15 protein-coding genes are annotated in these 15,195 nt (G+C 66.4%); 5 read left to right on the top strand and 10 right to left on the bottom strand.

Annotation, left to right across the window (positions count from 1 at the left end; all coding sequences use genetic code 11):
• Window positions 1-191: 191 nt before the first annotated feature.
• Genes ACFPU0_RS25285 through ACFPU0_RS25275 form a run of 3 tightly spaced genes read left to right on the top strand, consistent with a single transcriptional unit; the run spans window position 192 to window position 2,529 of the window.
• Window positions 192-938, top strand: a complete 747-nt coding sequence (locus tag ACFPU0_RS25285; RefSeq protein WP_377696043.1) for a 5-oxoprolinase subunit PxpA — start codon at window positions 192-194, stop codon at window positions 936-938.
• On the top strand, window positions 935-1,612 hold the full coding sequence (gene pxpB, locus ACFPU0_RS25280; RefSeq protein ID WP_377696042.1) for a 5-oxoprolinase subunit PxpB: 678 nt from the start codon (window positions 935-937) through the stop codon (window positions 1,610-1,612). Before ACFPU0_RS25285 ends, pxpB begins: the two co-directional genes overlap by 4 nt.
• On the top strand, window positions 1,609-2,529 hold the full coding sequence (locus tag ACFPU0_RS25275; RefSeq protein WP_377696041.1) for a biotin-dependent carboxyltransferase family protein: 921 nt from the start codon (window positions 1,609-1,611) through the stop codon (window positions 2,527-2,529). Before pxpB ends, ACFPU0_RS25275 begins: the two co-directional genes overlap by 4 nt.
• A gap of 156 nt (window positions 2,530-2,685) precedes the next feature.
• On the opposite strand, the gene ACFPU0_RS25270 is transcribed toward ACFPU0_RS25275, so the two are convergent.
• Entirely contained in the window at window positions 2,686-3,168 is a 483-nt protein-coding gene (locus ACFPU0_RS25270; RefSeq protein ID WP_377696040.1) for an Lrp/AsnC family transcriptional regulator, read from the bottom strand.
• Between the two features lie 134 nt (window positions 3,169-3,302).
• On the opposite strand from ACFPU0_RS25270, the gene ACFPU0_RS25265 reads away from it, so the two are divergent.
• The gene (locus tag ACFPU0_RS25265; RefSeq protein WP_377696039.1) at window positions 3,303-3,920 is read left to right on the top strand and encodes a LysE family translocator; all 618 of its coding nucleotides are present in this window, start codon (window positions 3,303-3,305) and stop codon (window positions 3,918-3,920) included.
• A 67-nt stretch (window positions 3,921-3,987) separates the two neighbouring features.
• Here the strand turns inward: ACFPU0_RS25265 and ACFPU0_RS25260 are convergent, their stop codons facing one another.
• The 7 genes from ACFPU0_RS25260 to ACFPU0_RS25230 form a co-directional block, all read right to left on the bottom strand.
• Window positions 3,988-4,959 (bottom strand): peptide ABC transporter ATP-binding protein, encoded by a 972-nt coding sequence (locus ACFPU0_RS25260; protein ID WP_377696038.1) that lies wholly within the window; start codon window positions 4,957-4,959, stop codon window positions 3,988-3,990.
• A complete protein-coding gene (locus ACFPU0_RS25255) occupies window positions 4,956-5,930 on the bottom strand; it encodes an ABC transporter ATP-binding protein (protein WP_377696037.1) in 975 nt (324 codons plus the stop codon). Before ACFPU0_RS25255 ends, ACFPU0_RS25260 begins: the two co-directional genes overlap by 4 nt.
• On the bottom strand, window positions 5,927-6,139 hold the full coding sequence (locus ACFPU0_RS25250; RefSeq protein ID WP_377696036.1) for a hypothetical protein: 213 nt from the start codon (window positions 6,137-6,139) through the stop codon (window positions 5,927-5,929). The genes ACFPU0_RS25255 and ACFPU0_RS25250 overlap by 4 nt, the downstream gene beginning before the upstream one ends.
• A 10-nt stretch (window positions 6,140-6,149) precedes the next feature.
• Window positions 6,150-7,046 carry an ABC transporter permease subunit gene (locus ACFPU0_RS25245; protein ID WP_377696063.1) on the bottom strand — a complete coding sequence of 299 codons (897 nt, stop codon included), beginning with the start codon at window positions 7,044-7,046 and terminating at the stop codon, window positions 6,150-6,152.
• A gap of 21 nt (window positions 7,047-7,067) precedes the next feature.
• The gene (locus ACFPU0_RS25240; RefSeq protein WP_377696035.1) at window positions 7,068-8,078 is read right to left on the bottom strand and encodes an ABC transporter permease subunit; all 1,011 of its coding nucleotides are present in this window, start codon (window positions 8,076-8,078) and stop codon (window positions 7,068-7,070) included.
• A gap of 200 nt (window positions 8,079-8,278) precedes the next feature.
• Window positions 8,279-9,853 carry an ABC transporter substrate-binding protein gene (locus tag ACFPU0_RS25235; RefSeq protein ID WP_377696062.1) on the bottom strand — a complete coding sequence of 525 codons (1,575 nt, stop codon included), beginning with the start codon at window positions 9,851-9,853 and terminating at the stop codon, window positions 8,279-8,281.
• A gap of 290 nt (window positions 9,854-10,143) precedes the next feature.
• A complete protein-coding gene (locus ACFPU0_RS25230) occupies window positions 10,144-10,707 on the bottom strand; it encodes a cupin domain-containing protein (RefSeq protein WP_377696034.1) in 564 nt (187 codons plus the stop codon).
• A 161-nt stretch (window positions 10,708-10,868) separates the two neighbouring features.
• On the opposite strand from ACFPU0_RS25230, the gene ACFPU0_RS25225 reads away from it, so the two are divergent.
• Window positions 10,869-12,086 (top strand): M24 family metallopeptidase, encoded by a 1,218-nt coding sequence (locus ACFPU0_RS25225; protein ID WP_377696033.1) that lies wholly within the window; start codon window positions 10,869-10,871, stop codon window positions 12,084-12,086.
• Between the two features lie 39 nt (window positions 12,087-12,125).
• Here ACFPU0_RS25225 and ACFPU0_RS25220 read toward each other — a convergent pair whose 3' ends face one another.
• Together ACFPU0_RS25220 and ACFPU0_RS25215 are read right to left on the bottom strand one after the other, a co-directional pair.
• The gene (locus tag ACFPU0_RS25220; RefSeq protein WP_377696032.1) at window positions 12,126-13,712 is read right to left on the bottom strand and encodes an ABC transporter substrate-binding protein; all 1,587 of its coding nucleotides are present in this window, start codon (window positions 13,710-13,712) and stop codon (window positions 12,126-12,128) included.
• Between the two features lie 79 nt (window positions 13,713-13,791).
• Window positions 13,792-15,195 (bottom strand): ABC transporter substrate-binding protein (locus ACFPU0_RS25215; protein ID WP_377696031.1); only part of this gene is annotated, 1,404 nt, incomplete at its 5' end.

Genomic DNA, 15,195 nt, shown 5'->3' with positions numbered 1-15,195 from the left:
CTGGAGGCTGAAGGCTGAACGAATTGTCCCTGTGCGTAGGGTGGATGTCGCTTTTCACATCCACCAGCGGAGCCCGGGCGAACCACGAAAGGTGGACCGGTGAAGCGTGGTCCACCCTACGGGCCGCTGTGCGGCCATCGCGAAAGCATTCGCTCCTACAATAGCGGCGGCTTTTAGCCATAATCCCCTCCATGAACAGACGAATCCTGCTGAACTGCGATATGGGCGAAAGCTTCGGCGCCTGGCACATGGGCGCCGACGAACACGCCATGCCGCTGGTGGACCAGGCGAACCTCGCCTGCGGATTCCACGCCGCCGACCCCCTCACCATGCAGCGCACCGTCGAACTGGCGCTGCGCCACGATGTGCGCATCGGCGCCCATCCGGCCTACCCGGACCTCGCCGGTTTTGGCCGCCGTCACATGGCCTGCACGCCGGAAGAGGTGCGCGCCCAGGTGCTCTACCAGATCGGCGCCCTGGAGGCCTTCTGCCGCGCCGTCGGTACCCAGGTGGCCTATGTGAAGCCCCATGGCGCCCTGTACAACGACCTGGTGCGGGACGACGCCCTGCTCGCCGCCGTGCTCGACGCCTGCGCCAGCTACCGCAAGGGCCTGCCGCTGATGGTGCTGGCCCTGGCGGACAACCGCCGCGAACTGCAACTGGCCGACGCCGCCGATGTGCCGCTGATATTCGAGGCCTTCGCCGACCGCGCCTACCTCTCCGACGGCCAGCTGGCGCCTCGGCGCATGGCCGGTGCCGTGCACCACGACGCCGGGCGCATCATCGACCAGGCCCTGGCCATTGCCGCCGGCGAGCCCTTCCCGGATATCGACGGCAAGCCCTTGCGGCTGGTCGCCGACAGCCTCTGCGTGCACGGCGACAATCCTGAATCCCTGGCGGTGCTGCGCCGCCTGCGAGGCAAGCTGGACGCCCTATGATCCGCCTTGAGCCCGTCGGCGCCGAAGCCCTGCTGCTGGTGCTGGCCGACGAGCCGGACGCCCGGCTGCCACAGCGCATCGCCGCTCTCTCCGAGACCCTGCGCCAGCGCTTCGGGCACCAGTTGCTGGACCTGGTGCCGGGCTGGACCACGCTGTTGCTGCACTACGACCTGACCTGCACCGACCACCAGTCCCTGGCCCGGGACATCCAGCCCGTGCTGGAAGCCTGGTTGGCGGAACCGGTGCGGATGGACGCCGGTCGGCTGCACGAAATCCCCGTGTGGTACTGCGGCGAGGATCTGGCCTGGGTCGCGGAATCCTGCGGTCTTTCGGTGGCCGAGGTGGTGGATGTCCACAGCAGCGCCGAATACCGGGTCGGCGCCATAGGCTTTTCGCCCGGCTTCGCCTACCTCGGCGGCCTGGACCCGCGCCTGGCACTGCCGCGCCGCAGCCGCCCGCGGCTGCGCGTACCGGCCGGCAGCCTGGCCATCGCCGAGCGGCAGACAGCCGTTTATCCACAGGCCTCCCCGGGCGGCTGGCACTTGCTCGGGCTCTGCCCCTGGACCTTGTTCGATGCCCGGCGCGAACCGCCTTGTCCGCTGGCGCTGGGCGATCGGGTGCGCTTCTTCGCCATAGACGAAGCCCGCTACCGCGCCGAAGGGGGCGAGGCATGAGCGGCCTGCGGGTGATCAGGCCCGGCCCCCTGAGTCTGCTGCAGGACGCCGGCCGTTTCGGCTGGCAGCACCTGGGCGTTTCGCCGGCCGGCCCGATGGACCCGCTGGCGGCGGCATGGGCCAACCGGCTGCTGGGCAATCCCCGTGGCAGCGCCGTGCTGGAAATCGCCCTGGGCGGTGTGGAGCTGGAGGCGGAAGGCAGCCTCTGGGTGGCGCTGACCGGCGCTGATATGCCGCTGAACGTGGACGCCGAGTTGCGGAACAACTGGTCGCGCTTTCGCCTTGAGGCCGGGCAGCGCCTGCAGATAGGTTTTGCCCGCAGCGGCCAGCGTGCCTACCTGGCCATGGTCGACGGTATCCGCGCCGAACCGGTGCTGGGCAGCGTCGCCTGCCAACTGCGCGAAGGCCTTGGCGGGTTGGATGGCAATGGCTCGCGGCTGGCCGCGGGCGATCTGCTCGTCGGCGGCAACGCCGATTTCCCTCGCGGCGCCAACGTGCCCTGGCCCTGGCAGCCCGACTACAAGGCGGCCTTGCTGCTGCGGGTAGTGATCGGTGGCGATGCCGCGAGCTTCGACGAAGCCCAGGCCCGCGCCTTCTTCGATCGGCCCTGGCAGCTCAGCCCGCAGTCCGATCGCATGGGCGCCCGCCTGGAGGGCGAGCCCCTGCTCGCGCCGCAGCGGCAATGGTCCCAGGGCGTGGTCAGCGGCACCATCCAGGTGCCGCCGGATGGCCAGCCCATCATCCTCATGGCCGACCGCCAGACCATGGGCGGCTATCCCACCCTCGGCTGGGTCCACCCCCTGGACCTGGGCCGCCTGGCGCAGTGCCCGGCGAACCAGGTGCTGCGCTTCACCGCCATGAGCCTGGAGGATTCCCAGGATGAGCTGCGGGAGTTCTACGCCTTCTTCGGGCGGTAGGATTTCCCCACCCTGCAGGGCTGGTTTTGGGGGATGTAGGGGCGAATTCATTCGCCAAGGGCCGCGTAGCGGCCCCCCCTTTGGCTCATGGAGGGCAGCCCTTCGGACTGCTTGGCGAATGAATTCGCCCCTACAGAAGAGCGGTTCGAGCCCTGCTTATTTCGGCAAATGATTCAACGGCAGCGGCGCCGGCGCCTTCACCGTCTGGATGGCGAAGTTGCTGCGGATGTCGCTGACTCCCGGAAGCCTGAGCAGGGTGCCGGTGAGGAAGTGTTCGTAGGCGCGCAGGTCCGGCACCACCACTTGCAGCAGGAAATCCGACTCCCCCGACACCAGGTGCACCGAGATGACTTCCGGCAGGCTGATCACCGCCTCGCGGAAGGCATCGGCCTGTTCCTGGTGGTGGCGTTCCACCTTGATCCCGACGAATACCGTCAGGCCCAGGCCCACTTCGTCGCGATCGAGGCTGGCGTGGTAGCCACGGATAACCCCGGCTTCCTCCAGCAGGCGGACCCGGCGCAGGCAGGGGGATGCGGACAGGCCGATTTCCTCGGCCAGTTGCACGTTGGACAGGCGACCGTCGCGTTGCAGGGCGACGAGAATCCGGTGGTCCAGGGCGTCGAGTCTAAGGTTTGGCATAAATGGCTTGTGTAGATCGCTTGGATTGGCAGGAAATGCTGGAAAGCATGGCTTTATCAGCCAGATACGCAAGCACCTGCCCCGACCTTCGGCCCTAGAATCTTTTCTCCAAGCGCTGATCTGGAGCGAAGACGATGACCGCTTTCCTGATCGCCCTGGCGGTGGTCTACCTGCTGCCCGGGCCCGACATGATCCTCCTGCTGCAGACCGGCGCCCGCCAGGGCCGCGCCATGGCCCTGGCCACCGCGCTGGGGCTGGCCCTGGCGCGCAGCTGCCACGTGGCGCTGGCCGGCCTTGGCCTGGCGGTGCTGTTCCGCACCGCGCCCTGGACCTTCGACCTGGTGCGCCTGGCCGGCGCCGCCTACCTGCTCTGGCTGGGCTTGAAGCTGCTCCAGGCGGAGGGCTCGGCACTGGTGGTGGAGGGCGAGCGGACACCGTCGCGGGCCTATTGGCAGGCGCTGCGCCGGGGGCTGCTGACCAACCTGCTGAATCCCAAGGCGCTGGTGTTCTGTTCGGTGCTGCTGCCGCAGTTCGTCAGCCCCGAGGCTGGACCTCTGGGACTGCAGTTCGCCTTGCTGGGAGCGGTGCTGGTGGCGGTGGGGTTGTTGTTCGACACCGGCTATGCCCTGGTGGGCGAGGGCCTGGGTCATTGGCTGGGCAAGCGGCCGCTGGTGCAGCGGGTGCAGCAGTGGCTGTTCGGCGGGGTGCTGGTGGGGTTCGGGGTGAGGCTGGCAGTGTTGCGGGACCTGTAGGGGCTGGCCAATTACTTGTAGGGGCGAATGAATTCGCCCCTACAGGAAGAGGTTCTCCGGTGGCGAATCAGGCGTTGATGGTCTCCGCATGGTGGCAGGCCACCTGGCGGGCATCCAGCAGGCGCAGTTCCGGGACTTCCACCCTGCAGCGCTCGGTGGCGTAAGGGCAGCGCTTGTGGAAGGCGCAGCCGGTCGGCGGGTCGAGCGGGTTGGGCAGTTCGCCGGCGATCTTGATCTTCGGCTTGCTCGGGTCCGGGTGGATGGCCGGCGTGGCCGAGAGCAGGGCCTTGGTATAGGGGTGCAGCGGACGGCTGTAGATCAGCTCGCTGGGGCCCATTTCCGCCGGGCGGCCGAGGTACATCACCAGCACGTCGTTGGAGACGTGGCGCACCACCGCGAGGTTGTGGGAGATGAACACGTAGCCGGTGTTGTAGCGCTCCTGCAGGTCCATGAAGAGGTTGAGCACCTGGGCCTGGATCGACACGTCCAGGGCCGAGGTGGGCTCGTCCGCCACCAGCACCTTGGGGTTGAGCATCATGGCGCGGGCCAGGGCGATGCGCTGGCGCTGGCCGCCGGAGAACATGTGCGGATAGCGCTGGTAGTGCTCGGGGCGCAAGCCCACCTGCTGCATCATCGCCTGCACCTGCTCGCGGCGTTCGGCGCGGGACAGGCCGGTGTTGATCAGCAGCGGCTCGGCCAACTGGTCGCCCACCTTCTGCCGCGGATTGAGCGAGGCGTAGGGGTTCTGGAAGACCATCTGCACATCGCGGCGCAACTGCTTGCGCTCTTCCTTGCTGGCGCCCGCCACTTCGCGGCCGGCGATCTGCAGGGAGCCGGAGGAGGGTTCCTCGATCAGGGTCAGGGCGCGGGCCAGGGTGGACTTGCCGCAGCCGGATTCGCCGACCACGGCCAGGGTGCGGCCGGCTTCCAGCTCGAAGGACACGCCATTGAGCGCACGCACCAGGGCATGGGGCTTGAACAGGCCTCGGGAGATTTCGTAATGGCGATGCAGGTCGCGGGCGGTCAATACGGCACTCATCGCGCCACCTCGATCAGGTTCAGGGGGTAGAAGCAGCGCACGGCACCATGGGCGTGCGGGTCCAGTGTCGGGCGCTGGGCCACGCAATTGGACTGGCCGTAGGGGCAGCGCGGCGACAGCAGGCAGCCGTGGGGCCGGTCGTAGCGGCCGGGCACTATGCCGGGCAGGGTGGACAGGCGATGGGCGCCCAGGCTGTGCTCGGGAATGGCCTTGAGCAGGGCTTCGGTATAGGGGTGGGTGGGGGCGTCGAACAGGCGCGGCACTTCACCGATCTCCACCGCCTGGCCGGCGTACATCACGCAGACGCGGTCGGCGGTTTCGGCTACCACGGCGAGGTCGTGGGTGATCAGCACCAGGGCCATGCCCTGGTCGCGCTGCAGGTCCAGCAACAGGTCCATGATCTGCGCCTGGATGGTCACGTCCAGGGCGGTGGTGGGTTCGTCGGCGATCAGCAGCTTGGGTTCGGCGGCGATGGCCATGGCGATGGCGACGCGCTGGCTCATGCCCCCGGAGAGCTGGTGCGGGTAGGCGTCGAGGCGGCTGGCGGCGCCGGGGATTTCCACCCGTTCCAGCAGCTCCAGGGCACGCTGGCGCGCGGCCTTGCCCTTGAGGCCCATGTGCTGGTGCAGCACTTCCTCGATCTGGAAGCCCACGGTGTAGCTGGGGTTGAGGGCGGTCATCGGGTCCTGGAAGACCATCGCCAGGTCCTTGCCGACGATGTGGCGACGCTGCCTGCCCTTGAGCTTGAGCATGTCATGGCCGTCGAAGCGCAGGCTGTCGGCAGTGATGCGGCCGGGGGCGTCGATCAGGCCCATCAGCGCCATCATGGTCACCGACTTGCCGGAGCCGGACTCGCCGACTATGGCCAGCACTTCGCCCTTGTTCACCGAGATATCGAGGCCGTCCACCACCGGGACGGCATTGGCGTCGCCGAAGCGCACGGACAGGTTCTTGATTTCAAGGAGGCTCATGCGGCGGTCTCCAGGCGGGCGCAAGGGCGGTCGTAGGATGGGTGGAGCAGAGCGATACCCATCGAAGAGGTCGGCCGGAAATGATGGGTATCGCTGCGCTCAACCCATCCTACGAAGCTGCGGTGCGCGCAGCGCACCCTACAGAGGTCGGCCGTAGGGTGCGCCGTGCGCACCGCGCCGATGATGGGCATGGATTCGGAGGCGTTCATGGCGGGCTCCTCAGACTGCGTTCTTGAGTTTCGGGTCCAGCGCGTCGCGCAGGCCGTCGCCCATCAGGTTGATCGCCAGCACGCTGAGCAGGATGGTCAGGCCGGGCAGCGAGACCACCCACCAGGCGCGTTCGATGTAGTCGCGTGCAGAGGCCAGCATGGTGCCCCACTCGGGAGTGGGCGGTTGCACGCCGAGGCCGAGGAAGCCCAGGGCGGCGGCGTCGAGGATGGCCGAGGAGAAGCTCAGGGTGGCCTGGACGATCAAGGGCGCCATGCAGTTGGGCAGCACGGTGACGAACATCAGGCGCAGCAGGCCGGCGCCGGCCAGGCGCGAGGCGGTGACGTAGTCGCGGTTCAGCTCGCCCATCACCGAGGCGCGGGTCAGGCGCACGTAGGAGGGCAGGGAGACGATGGCGATGGCGATCACGGTGTTGATCAGGCCCGGGCCGAGGATGGCGACGATGGCCACCGCCAGCAGCAGCGAGGGCAGGGCCAGCATGATATCCATCAGGCGCATGATCGACGGGCCCAAGAGGCGCGGGAAGAAACCCGCCACCAGGCCGAGAAGGATGCCGGGGATCAGCGACATCACCACCGAAGACAGGCCGATCAGCAGGGACAGGCGGGCGCCGTGGATCAGGCGCGAGAGTACGTCGCGGCCGAGTTCGTCGGTACCGAGCAGGAACTGCGCCTGGCCGCCTTCCAGCCAGGCCGGCGGGGTCAGCAGGAAGTCGCGGAACTGCTCGCTGGGGTCGTGGGGGGCGACCCAGGGGGCGAACAGGGCGCAGATCACGATCAGGATCATGAAGGCAAGGCCGCCGACGGCGCCCTTGTTATGGGCGAAGGCCTTCCAGAACTCCTTGAGGGGAGAGGGATAGAGGATGCTCGGGTCGACCTGGGGTTGCATGGCGTTCACGTTCAGGTCTCCTTAGCGTTGGTGGCGGATGCGTGGATTCACCAGGCCGTAGAGGATGTCCACGACGAAGTTCACCAGGATCACCAGGCAGGCGATCAGCAGGATGCCGTTCTGCACCACCGGGTAGTCACGGGCGCCTATGGCTTCGATCAGCCATTTGCCGATGCCCGGCCAGGAGAAGATGGTTTCGGTCAGCACCGCGCCTGCGAGCAGGGTGCCCACCTGCAGGCCGAATACGGTGAGCACCGGGATCAGGGCGTTGCGCAGGCCGTGGACGAAGACCACGCGGGCCGGCGACAGGCCCTTGGCGCGGGCGGTGCGCACATAGTCCTCGCGCAGCACTTCGAGCATGGCCGAGCGGGTCATGCGGGCGATCACCGCCAGGGGGATGGTGCCCAGCACTATGGCCGGCAGGATCAGGTGGCGCAGGGCGTCGACGAAGGCGCCTTCCTCCTCGCTGAGCAGGGTGTCGATGAGCATGAAGCCGGTGACCGGCTCGATGTCGTAGAGCAGGTCGATGCGCCCGGATACCGGGGTCCAGCCCAGGCCCACGGAGAAGAACATGATCAGCAGCAGGCCCCACCAGAAGATCGGCATGGAGTAGCCGGCCAGGGAGATGCCCATCACCCCGTGGTCGAACAGCGAGCCACGCTTGAGCGCGGCGATCACACCGGCCAGCACGCCGAGGGTGCCGGCGAAGATCAGCGCGGCGAGCGCCAGTTCCAGAGTGGCGGGGAAGAGGGTGAGAAACTCGTTCCAGACACCGTCGCGGGTGCGCAGGGATTCGCCCAGGTCGCCCTGGGCCAGCTTGCCGATGTAGTCCAGGTACTGTTCCGGCAGCGGTTTATTGAGGCCGAGGCGCTCCATGGCCTGGGCATGCATTTCCGGGTCGACCCTGCGCTCACCCATCATCACTTCCACCGGGTCGCCGGGGATCAGGCGGATCAGGGCGAAGGTGAGCAGGGTGACGCCGAAGAAGGTGGGGATCAGCAGCCCCAGTCGGCGTGCGATGAAACTCAGCATTTGGGCGAATCACTCCTCATCTTTTGATACCGGCCAGTGAAGCTGGCCGTTCCCAGCAGTTTAGGCCGCGTGGGCGGAGGCACCGGCCCGAGTGTGTCGGGCGCGGCGCCTGGCGTTCGTTGTGGCAGTCGGGATAAGCCTCGTCCGGTCTGGTGCCGTCATGAGGAATGCAAGGAGGCCGGTTGCCCGGCCCCTTTGGCTCAGCGCTGGCTGGAGACGCCGTAGAAGGAGTTGAGGCCGAACGGGCTGATCTTGTAATCCTGCACGTTCTTGCGCATCGGCTGGTAGACGGTGGAGTGGGCGATCGGGGTGATCGGCACGGCGTCTTTCAGGAGGTGCTGGGCCTGCTTGTACAGCTCGGTGCGCTTGGCCTGGTCCGGGGTGGCCTTGGCCTGCTTGATCAGCTTGTCGTAGCCGGCGTCGCACCACTTGGAGAAGTTGTTGCCGTTGACCGCGTCGCAGCCGTAGAGGGTGCCCAGCCAGTTGTCCGGGTCGCCGTTGTCGCCGCTCCAGCCGATCAGCATGGCGTCGTGCTCGCCGCCCTTGGAACGCTTGATGTACTCGCCCCATTCGTAGCTGACGATCTTCGCCTTGATGCCTACCTTGGCCCAGTCGGCCTGGAGCATTTCGGCCATCAGCTTGGCGTTGGGGTTGTACGGGCGTTGCACCGGCATGGCCCAGAGCGTGATCTCGGTGCCTTCGGCAACGCCGGCGGCCTTGAGCAGCTCCTTGGCCTTCTCCGGGTTGTAGGGGGCGTCCTTGATGGTCTCGTCGTAGGACCACTGGGTCGGCGGCATGCCGTTGACCGCTAGTTGGCCGGCGCCCTGGTAGACGGCGTCGATGATGGCCTTCTTGTTCACCGCCATGTCCAGCGCCTGGCGCACCTCGAGCTTGTCGAAGGGCTTGTGGGTGACGTTGTAGGCGATGTAGCCGAGGTTGAAGCCCGGCTGCGACGGCATGTTCAGGTTCGGGTCCTTCTTCAGCGCGTCCAGGTCGGCCGGGCGCGGGAAGAGGGTGACCTGGCATTCGCCGGCCTTGAGCTTCTGCATGCGCACCGAGGCGTCGGTATTGATGGCGAAGATCAGGTTGTCGATCTTCACGTCCCCGGGCACCCAGTAGTCCTTGTTGCCGGCGAAGCGGATCTGCGCGTCCTTCTGGTAGCGCTTGAAGACGAAGGGGCCGGTGCCGATGGGCTTCTGGTTGATGTCGGCGGCCTTGCCGGCCTTGAGCAGCTGGTCGGCGTACTCGGCGGACTGGATCGAGGCGAAGCTCATGGCCAGGTTCTGGATGAAGGCCGCGTCGACGCTGTTGAGGGTGAACTTGACGGTGCTGTCGTCGAGTTTCTCCACCTTGGCGATGTTGGCGTCCATGCCCATGTCGGTGAAGTAGGGGAATTCGGTGGGGTAGGCCTTGCGGAAGGGGTGGTCCTTGTCGAGCATGCGCTGGAAGGTGAAGAGCACGTCGTCGGCGTTGAACTCGCGGGTCGGCTTGAAGTAGTCGGTGCTGTGGAACTTCACGCCCTTGCGCAGGTGGAAGGTGTAGCCGAGGCCGTCGGGGGAGATGTCCCATTTCTCGGCCAGGCCCGGGATCACCGCGGTGCCGCCCCGTTCGAACTGGGTCAGGCGGTTGAAGATGGTTTCCGCGGTGGCATCGAAGTCGGTGCCGGTGGTGTATTGGCCCGGGTCGAAGCCGGCGGGGCTGCCTTCGGAGCAGAACACCAGGTTGCTGGCGGCGTGGGAGAGGCCGGAGCCGAGCAGCAGGCCGGCGGCGATCATGGTCTTGAGCTTGGTTTTCTGACGCATGCGAACCTCGTTGTTGTTGTTCTGAGGGCGGCGTACCAGGTGCTCGGCGCTTGCTGTCCGTTACACCTGACCTCGCGGCCTGGTGAGCCGCGGGTTGCCCGTCGATCGCATGTCCGGGGGCCGGATGCCGGCGCTCCCGGGCGGGCGAAGGCGGCAGGGGAGAAGGGGATGTTTACACCGCTGCCGGCCGAGGCCGAACTTAAGTGATGCTGAAATTAAGGTCAACTTAAATTCAGTGGTGCTTACTTGCGGAAACCGGCCGGTCAGGTCGTGGGGTGGTCGTCGAACAGGCCCATGGTGGTGACCGTCAGCACCTCTGCCACCTCGTCGCCGGTATTGGCGAGGAAGTGCGGCTTGGCGGCGTCGAAATGCACCGAATCCCCCGGACCCAGGGGGTAGTTGCGGCCTTCGATGGTGTAGACGATCTGCCCGGACAGCACGTAGGCGAATTCGGCGCCGTCGTGGGAAATGAGTTCGGACTGGTAGCCCACCGGCATGCTCATCTTCACCGCGTTGATCAGGTTGCCCGGGAAGTTGCTGGACAGGCGTTCGTAGGCCAGCGGCTGGCCGCCGATGGTGTAGCGCACGCGCTGGCCCTGGTGGGAATCGGGCTGGGGCTGGGTGGGTTGGTCGAACAGGGCGTTGAGGGGAATCCCCAAGGACTTGGCGATATTGGCCAGGGACGAGATCGACACGCCGGTGAGGTTGCGTTCGGCCTGGGACAGGAAGCTGGCCGTGAGGCCCGATTCGGCGGCTACCTGGTTCAGGGTCTTGTTGGCGGCGCGGCGAAAGCGGCGCAGCCGTTCGCCGATCTGTTCTACGGTCATTGGCGTGGCTCTTGTTCTGAAGGGCGCCAGTATAACGGGCGACGCATCGTAGAAAAGGCTTGTCGCATTGTTGAAATTTAAGTGGCACTGAAAAATTGCTTGGACGAGCATTTAAGTAGTGCTTAAATTTGGCGCACTGCAACATCCCTCAGGAGAACAAGATGACAGTGGGAGTGGGTGGCAAGACCCCGGAACAGGCCCTCGCCGGCCTGGGCAACATGACCGCGGGCGTCGAGCCCATCGGCCTCGACGAATACCAGGCGCGTATCGCCAGGGCCCAGGGCCTGATGCGCGAGCAGGGGATCGCGGCCATTTACGTCAATGCCGGGAGCAACCTGCGCTACTTCACCGGGGTGAAGTGGAGCCCGAGCGAACGCATGGTCGGCGCCGTGCTGCCCGCCGACGGCCCGCTGGCCTATATCGCCCCGGCCTTCGAGGAAGGCACCATCCGCGACTTCCGTGAGGTGGAAGGGGTTATCCACACCTGGCAGGAACACGAGAGCCCTTATCGCCTGCTGCTGGAGATGCTCGGCGCAATGGGTATCGCGCCGGACGCGGTGGTGGGCCTGTGCCCATCCCTGGCTTTCTTCATGTTCGACGGCATCCGCCGCTTAGCTTCGGGTTACGACTTCGTCAGCGCCGCCTGCGTGATCGATTCCTGCCGTTTCCACAAGTCCGCCACCGAGCTTTCGCTGATGCAGCGGGCCAAGGACATGACCCTGGAGGTGCACAAGGCCGCCGCCAGCATCCTGCGCGAAGGCATCAGCACCACGGAGGTGGCCGAATTCATCCACCAGGCGCACCGCCGGGTAGGCGCGCCGGGATCGACCTTCTGCATCGTGCTGTTCGGCGAGGCCAGCGCCTTCCCCCACGGGGTGAAGCACGCGCAGGTGCTGAAGGACGGCGACATGGTGCTGATCGACACCGGTTGCCAGCTCCATGGCTACCAGGCGGATATCACCCGCAGCTATGTGTTCGGCACCCCGAGCGAGCGCCAGCGCGCCTTCTGGAAGATCGAAAAGGCGGCGCAGCAGGCGGCTTTCGAGGCGGCCCGTCTTGGCGCACCCTGCGGCTCGGTGGACGCCGCCGCCCGCCGTTGCCTGGAGGCCGCCGGCCTGGGCCCGGACTACCAGCTGCCGGGCCTGCCGCACCGCACCGGCCACGGCATCGGCCTGGATATCCACGAAGGGCCGTACCTGGTACGCGGTGACGAGACGCCGCTGGCCGAAGGCATGTGCTTCTCCAACGAGCCGATGATCTGTGTGCCGGGAGAGTTCGGCATTCGCCTGGAGGATCATTTCTACATGACCGCCGAAGGCCCGCGCTGGTTTACCCGGCCGAGCCATTCCATCGACGATCCGTTCGGGTTGGAGGCCTGAGGGGCGGACCTGCGGCCCGCTTGGCGAATGAATTCGCCCCTACAGCTTCAGCCTCACCCGCGCGAAGTTGTTCGACCCCAGCGGACTCAGCTGGAACCCCTCGACCCCCTTGCGCAGGGCGGCGAACTGCTTGGGGTGCGCCAGGGGAATCCAGGGCGCCTGTTCGTGGAAGATCGCCAGGGCCTGGCGGTAGAGCTCGGCGCGGCGGGCCGGGTCGGTAATGGCGCGGGCCTGGCGGATCAGCTCGTCGAAGGCCCGGTTGCACCAGCCGGCCTGGTTCTCGCCTGATTTCGCCGCGGCGCAGGACAGGTTGGGGGTGAGGAAGTTGTCCGGGTCGCCGTTGTCCCCGGCCCAGCCCATGAACACCAGGTCGTGTTCGCCCTGCTTGGCGCGCTTGATCAGCTCGCCCCATTCATAGACGCGAATCTCTGCCTTGATGCCGATGGCGGCCAGGTCGGCCTGGAGCATCTGTGCGCCGATGCCGGGGTTGGGGTTGGTCGGGCCGCCGCCGGGGCGGGTCCAGATGCTCAGCTTGAAACCGTCCTGGTGTCCCGCTTCGGCCAGCAGGCGGCGGGCTTTCTCGGGATCGAAGGGCCAGGGATCGAGCTTGTCGTTGAAACCCGGCAGGGTAGCCGGGTAGGGCGCCACGGCCATGCTGGCGTTACCTTCGCCGTATTGGGCACGCAGGTAGGCGCGCTTGTCGAAGGCGAGGTTGATGGCCTGGCGCACCCGCACGTCGTCCAGCGGCGGGTGGCGGGTGTTGATGCCGATATAGGCGACCAGCAGGGAATCCAGTTCGAGTATCTCCAGTGCCGGGTCCTGGCGCAGCGCGGCGATATCGGTGGGGCGAGGGTAGACCGCCACCTGGCAGGCGCCCGCCTTGAGCTGCTGCACGCGCACATTGGGATCCGGGGTGATGGCGAACAGCAGGCGGTCGATCGCCGGTTTGCCCGCCCAGTGATCCGGGTTGGCACGGAAGCGGATCTGCGCGTCCTTGCGGTAGCGCTCGAAGACGAAGGGGCCGGTGCCTATGGGGTCGCGGTTGATGCGTTCCGGCGTGCCGGCCTTGAGCAACTGGTCGGCGTACTCGGCCGAGTAGATGGAGGTGAAGCCCATGGCCATGTCGGCGAGGAAGGGCGCTTCGGGGTGTTTCAGGGTGAAGCGCACGCGGTGCGGGTCGAGCTTCTCGATACGCTCGATCAACTGTGCGAAGGCCATGGATTCGGCATAGGGAAAACCACGCGGTGACAGCTTGTGCCAGGGGTGGTTGCTGTCCAGCTGGCGCTGGAAGCTCCAGAGCACGTCGTCGGCATTGAAGTCGCGGGTCGGCTTGAAGTAGTCGCTGGTGTGGAATTTCACGCCCTTGCGCAGCTGGAACTCGTAGACCAGGCCGTCCGGGCTGATGCTCCAGCTTTCGGCGAGGCCCGGTTGCAGCCGGGTGCTGCCGGGGGCGAAGCGCACCAGGCGGTCGAAGAGGGTTTCGGCCGAGGCGTCGGCGGTGGTGGCGGCGGTGTACTGGACGATATCGAAGCCTTCGGGGCTGGCTTCGGTGCAGACCACCAGGGACTGGCTGGCGGTGGCGTAGAGAGGAAGGCAGAGAGCGAGGGACAGCAGGCTTCGACGCATCGGGCTTCCTTGAAACGGCGATTTCCGGTTGAGTTTGTACCCAATAAGAAACGGGGCCCGAAGGCCCCGGTTAGCCAGCTTACTTGCCGACGCTCACGCCGTAGAAGGAGTTGAGGCCGAACGGGCTGATCTTGTAATCCTGCACGTTCTTGCGCATCGGCTGGTAGACGGTGGAGTGGGCGATCGGGGTGATCGGCACGGCGTCTTTCAGGAGGTGCTGGGCCTGCTTGTACAGCTCGGTGCGCTTGGCCTGGTCCGGGGTGGCCTTGGCCTGCTTGATCAGCTTGTCGTAGCCGGCGTCGCACCACTTGGAGAAGTTGTTGCCGTTGACCGCGTCGCAGCCGTAGAGGGTGCCCAGCCAGTTGTCCGGGTCGCCGTTGTCGCCGCTCCAGCCGATCAGCATGGCGTCGTGCTCGCCGCCCTTGGAACGCTTGATGTACTCGCCCCATTCGTAGCTGACGATCTTCGCCTTGATGCCTACCTTGGCCCAGTCGGCCTGGAGCATTTCGGCCATCAGCTTGGCGTTGGGGTTGTACGGGCGTTGCACCGGCATGGCCCAGAGGGTGATCTCGGTGCCTTCGGCAACGCCGGCGGCCTTGAGCAGCTCCTTGGCCTTCTCCGGGTTGTAGGGGGCGTCCTTGATGGTCTCGTCGTAGGACCACTGGGTCGGCGGCATGCCGTTGACCGCCAACTGGCCGGCGCCCTGGTAGACGGCGTCGATGATGGCCTTCTTGTTCACCGCCATGTCCAGCGCCTGGCGCACCTCGAGCTTGTCGAAGGGCTTGTGGGTGACGTTGTAGGCGATGTAGCCGAGGTTGAAGCCCGGCTGCGACGGCATGTTCAGGTTCGGGTCCTTCTTCAGCGCGTCCAGGTCGGCCGGGCGCGGGAAGAGGGTGACCTGGCATTCGCCGGCCTTGAGCTTCTGCATGCGCACCGAGGCGTCGGTATTGATGGCGAAGATCAGGTTGTCGATCTTCACGTCCCCGGGCACCCAGTAGTCCTTGTTGCCGGCGAAGCGGATCTGCGCGTCCTTCTGGTAGCGCTTGAAGACGAAGGGGCCGGTGCCGATGGGCTTCTGGTTGATGTCGGCGGCCTTGCCGGCCTTGAGCAGCTGGTCGGCGTATTCGGCGGACTGGATCGAGGCGAAGCTCATGGCCAGGTTCTGGATGAAGGCCGCGTCGACGCTGTTGAGGGTGAACTTGACGGTGCTGTCGTCGAGTTTCTCCACCTTGGCGATGTTGGCGTCCATGCCCATGTCGGTGAAGTAGGGGAATTCGGTGGGGTAGGCCTTGCGGAAGGGGTGGTCCTTGTCGAGCATGCGCTGGAAGGTGAAGAGCACGTCGTCGGCGTTGAACTCGCGGGTCGGCTTGAAGTAGTCGGTGCTGTGGAACTTCACGCCCTTGCGCAGGTGGAAGGTGTAGCCGAGGCCGTCGGGGGAGATGTCCCATTTCTCGGCCAGGCCCGGGATCACCGCGGTGCCGCC

Source organism: Pseudomonas sp. GCM10022186 (assembly GCF_042656385.1).
In the GTDB taxonomy this organism is placed as follows: domain Bacteria; phylum Pseudomonadota; class Gammaproteobacteria; order Pseudomonadales; family Pseudomonadaceae; genus Metapseudomonas.
Note: the sequence above shows the minus strand (reverse complement) of the source record. Positions and strands in the feature narration are given on the sequence as shown.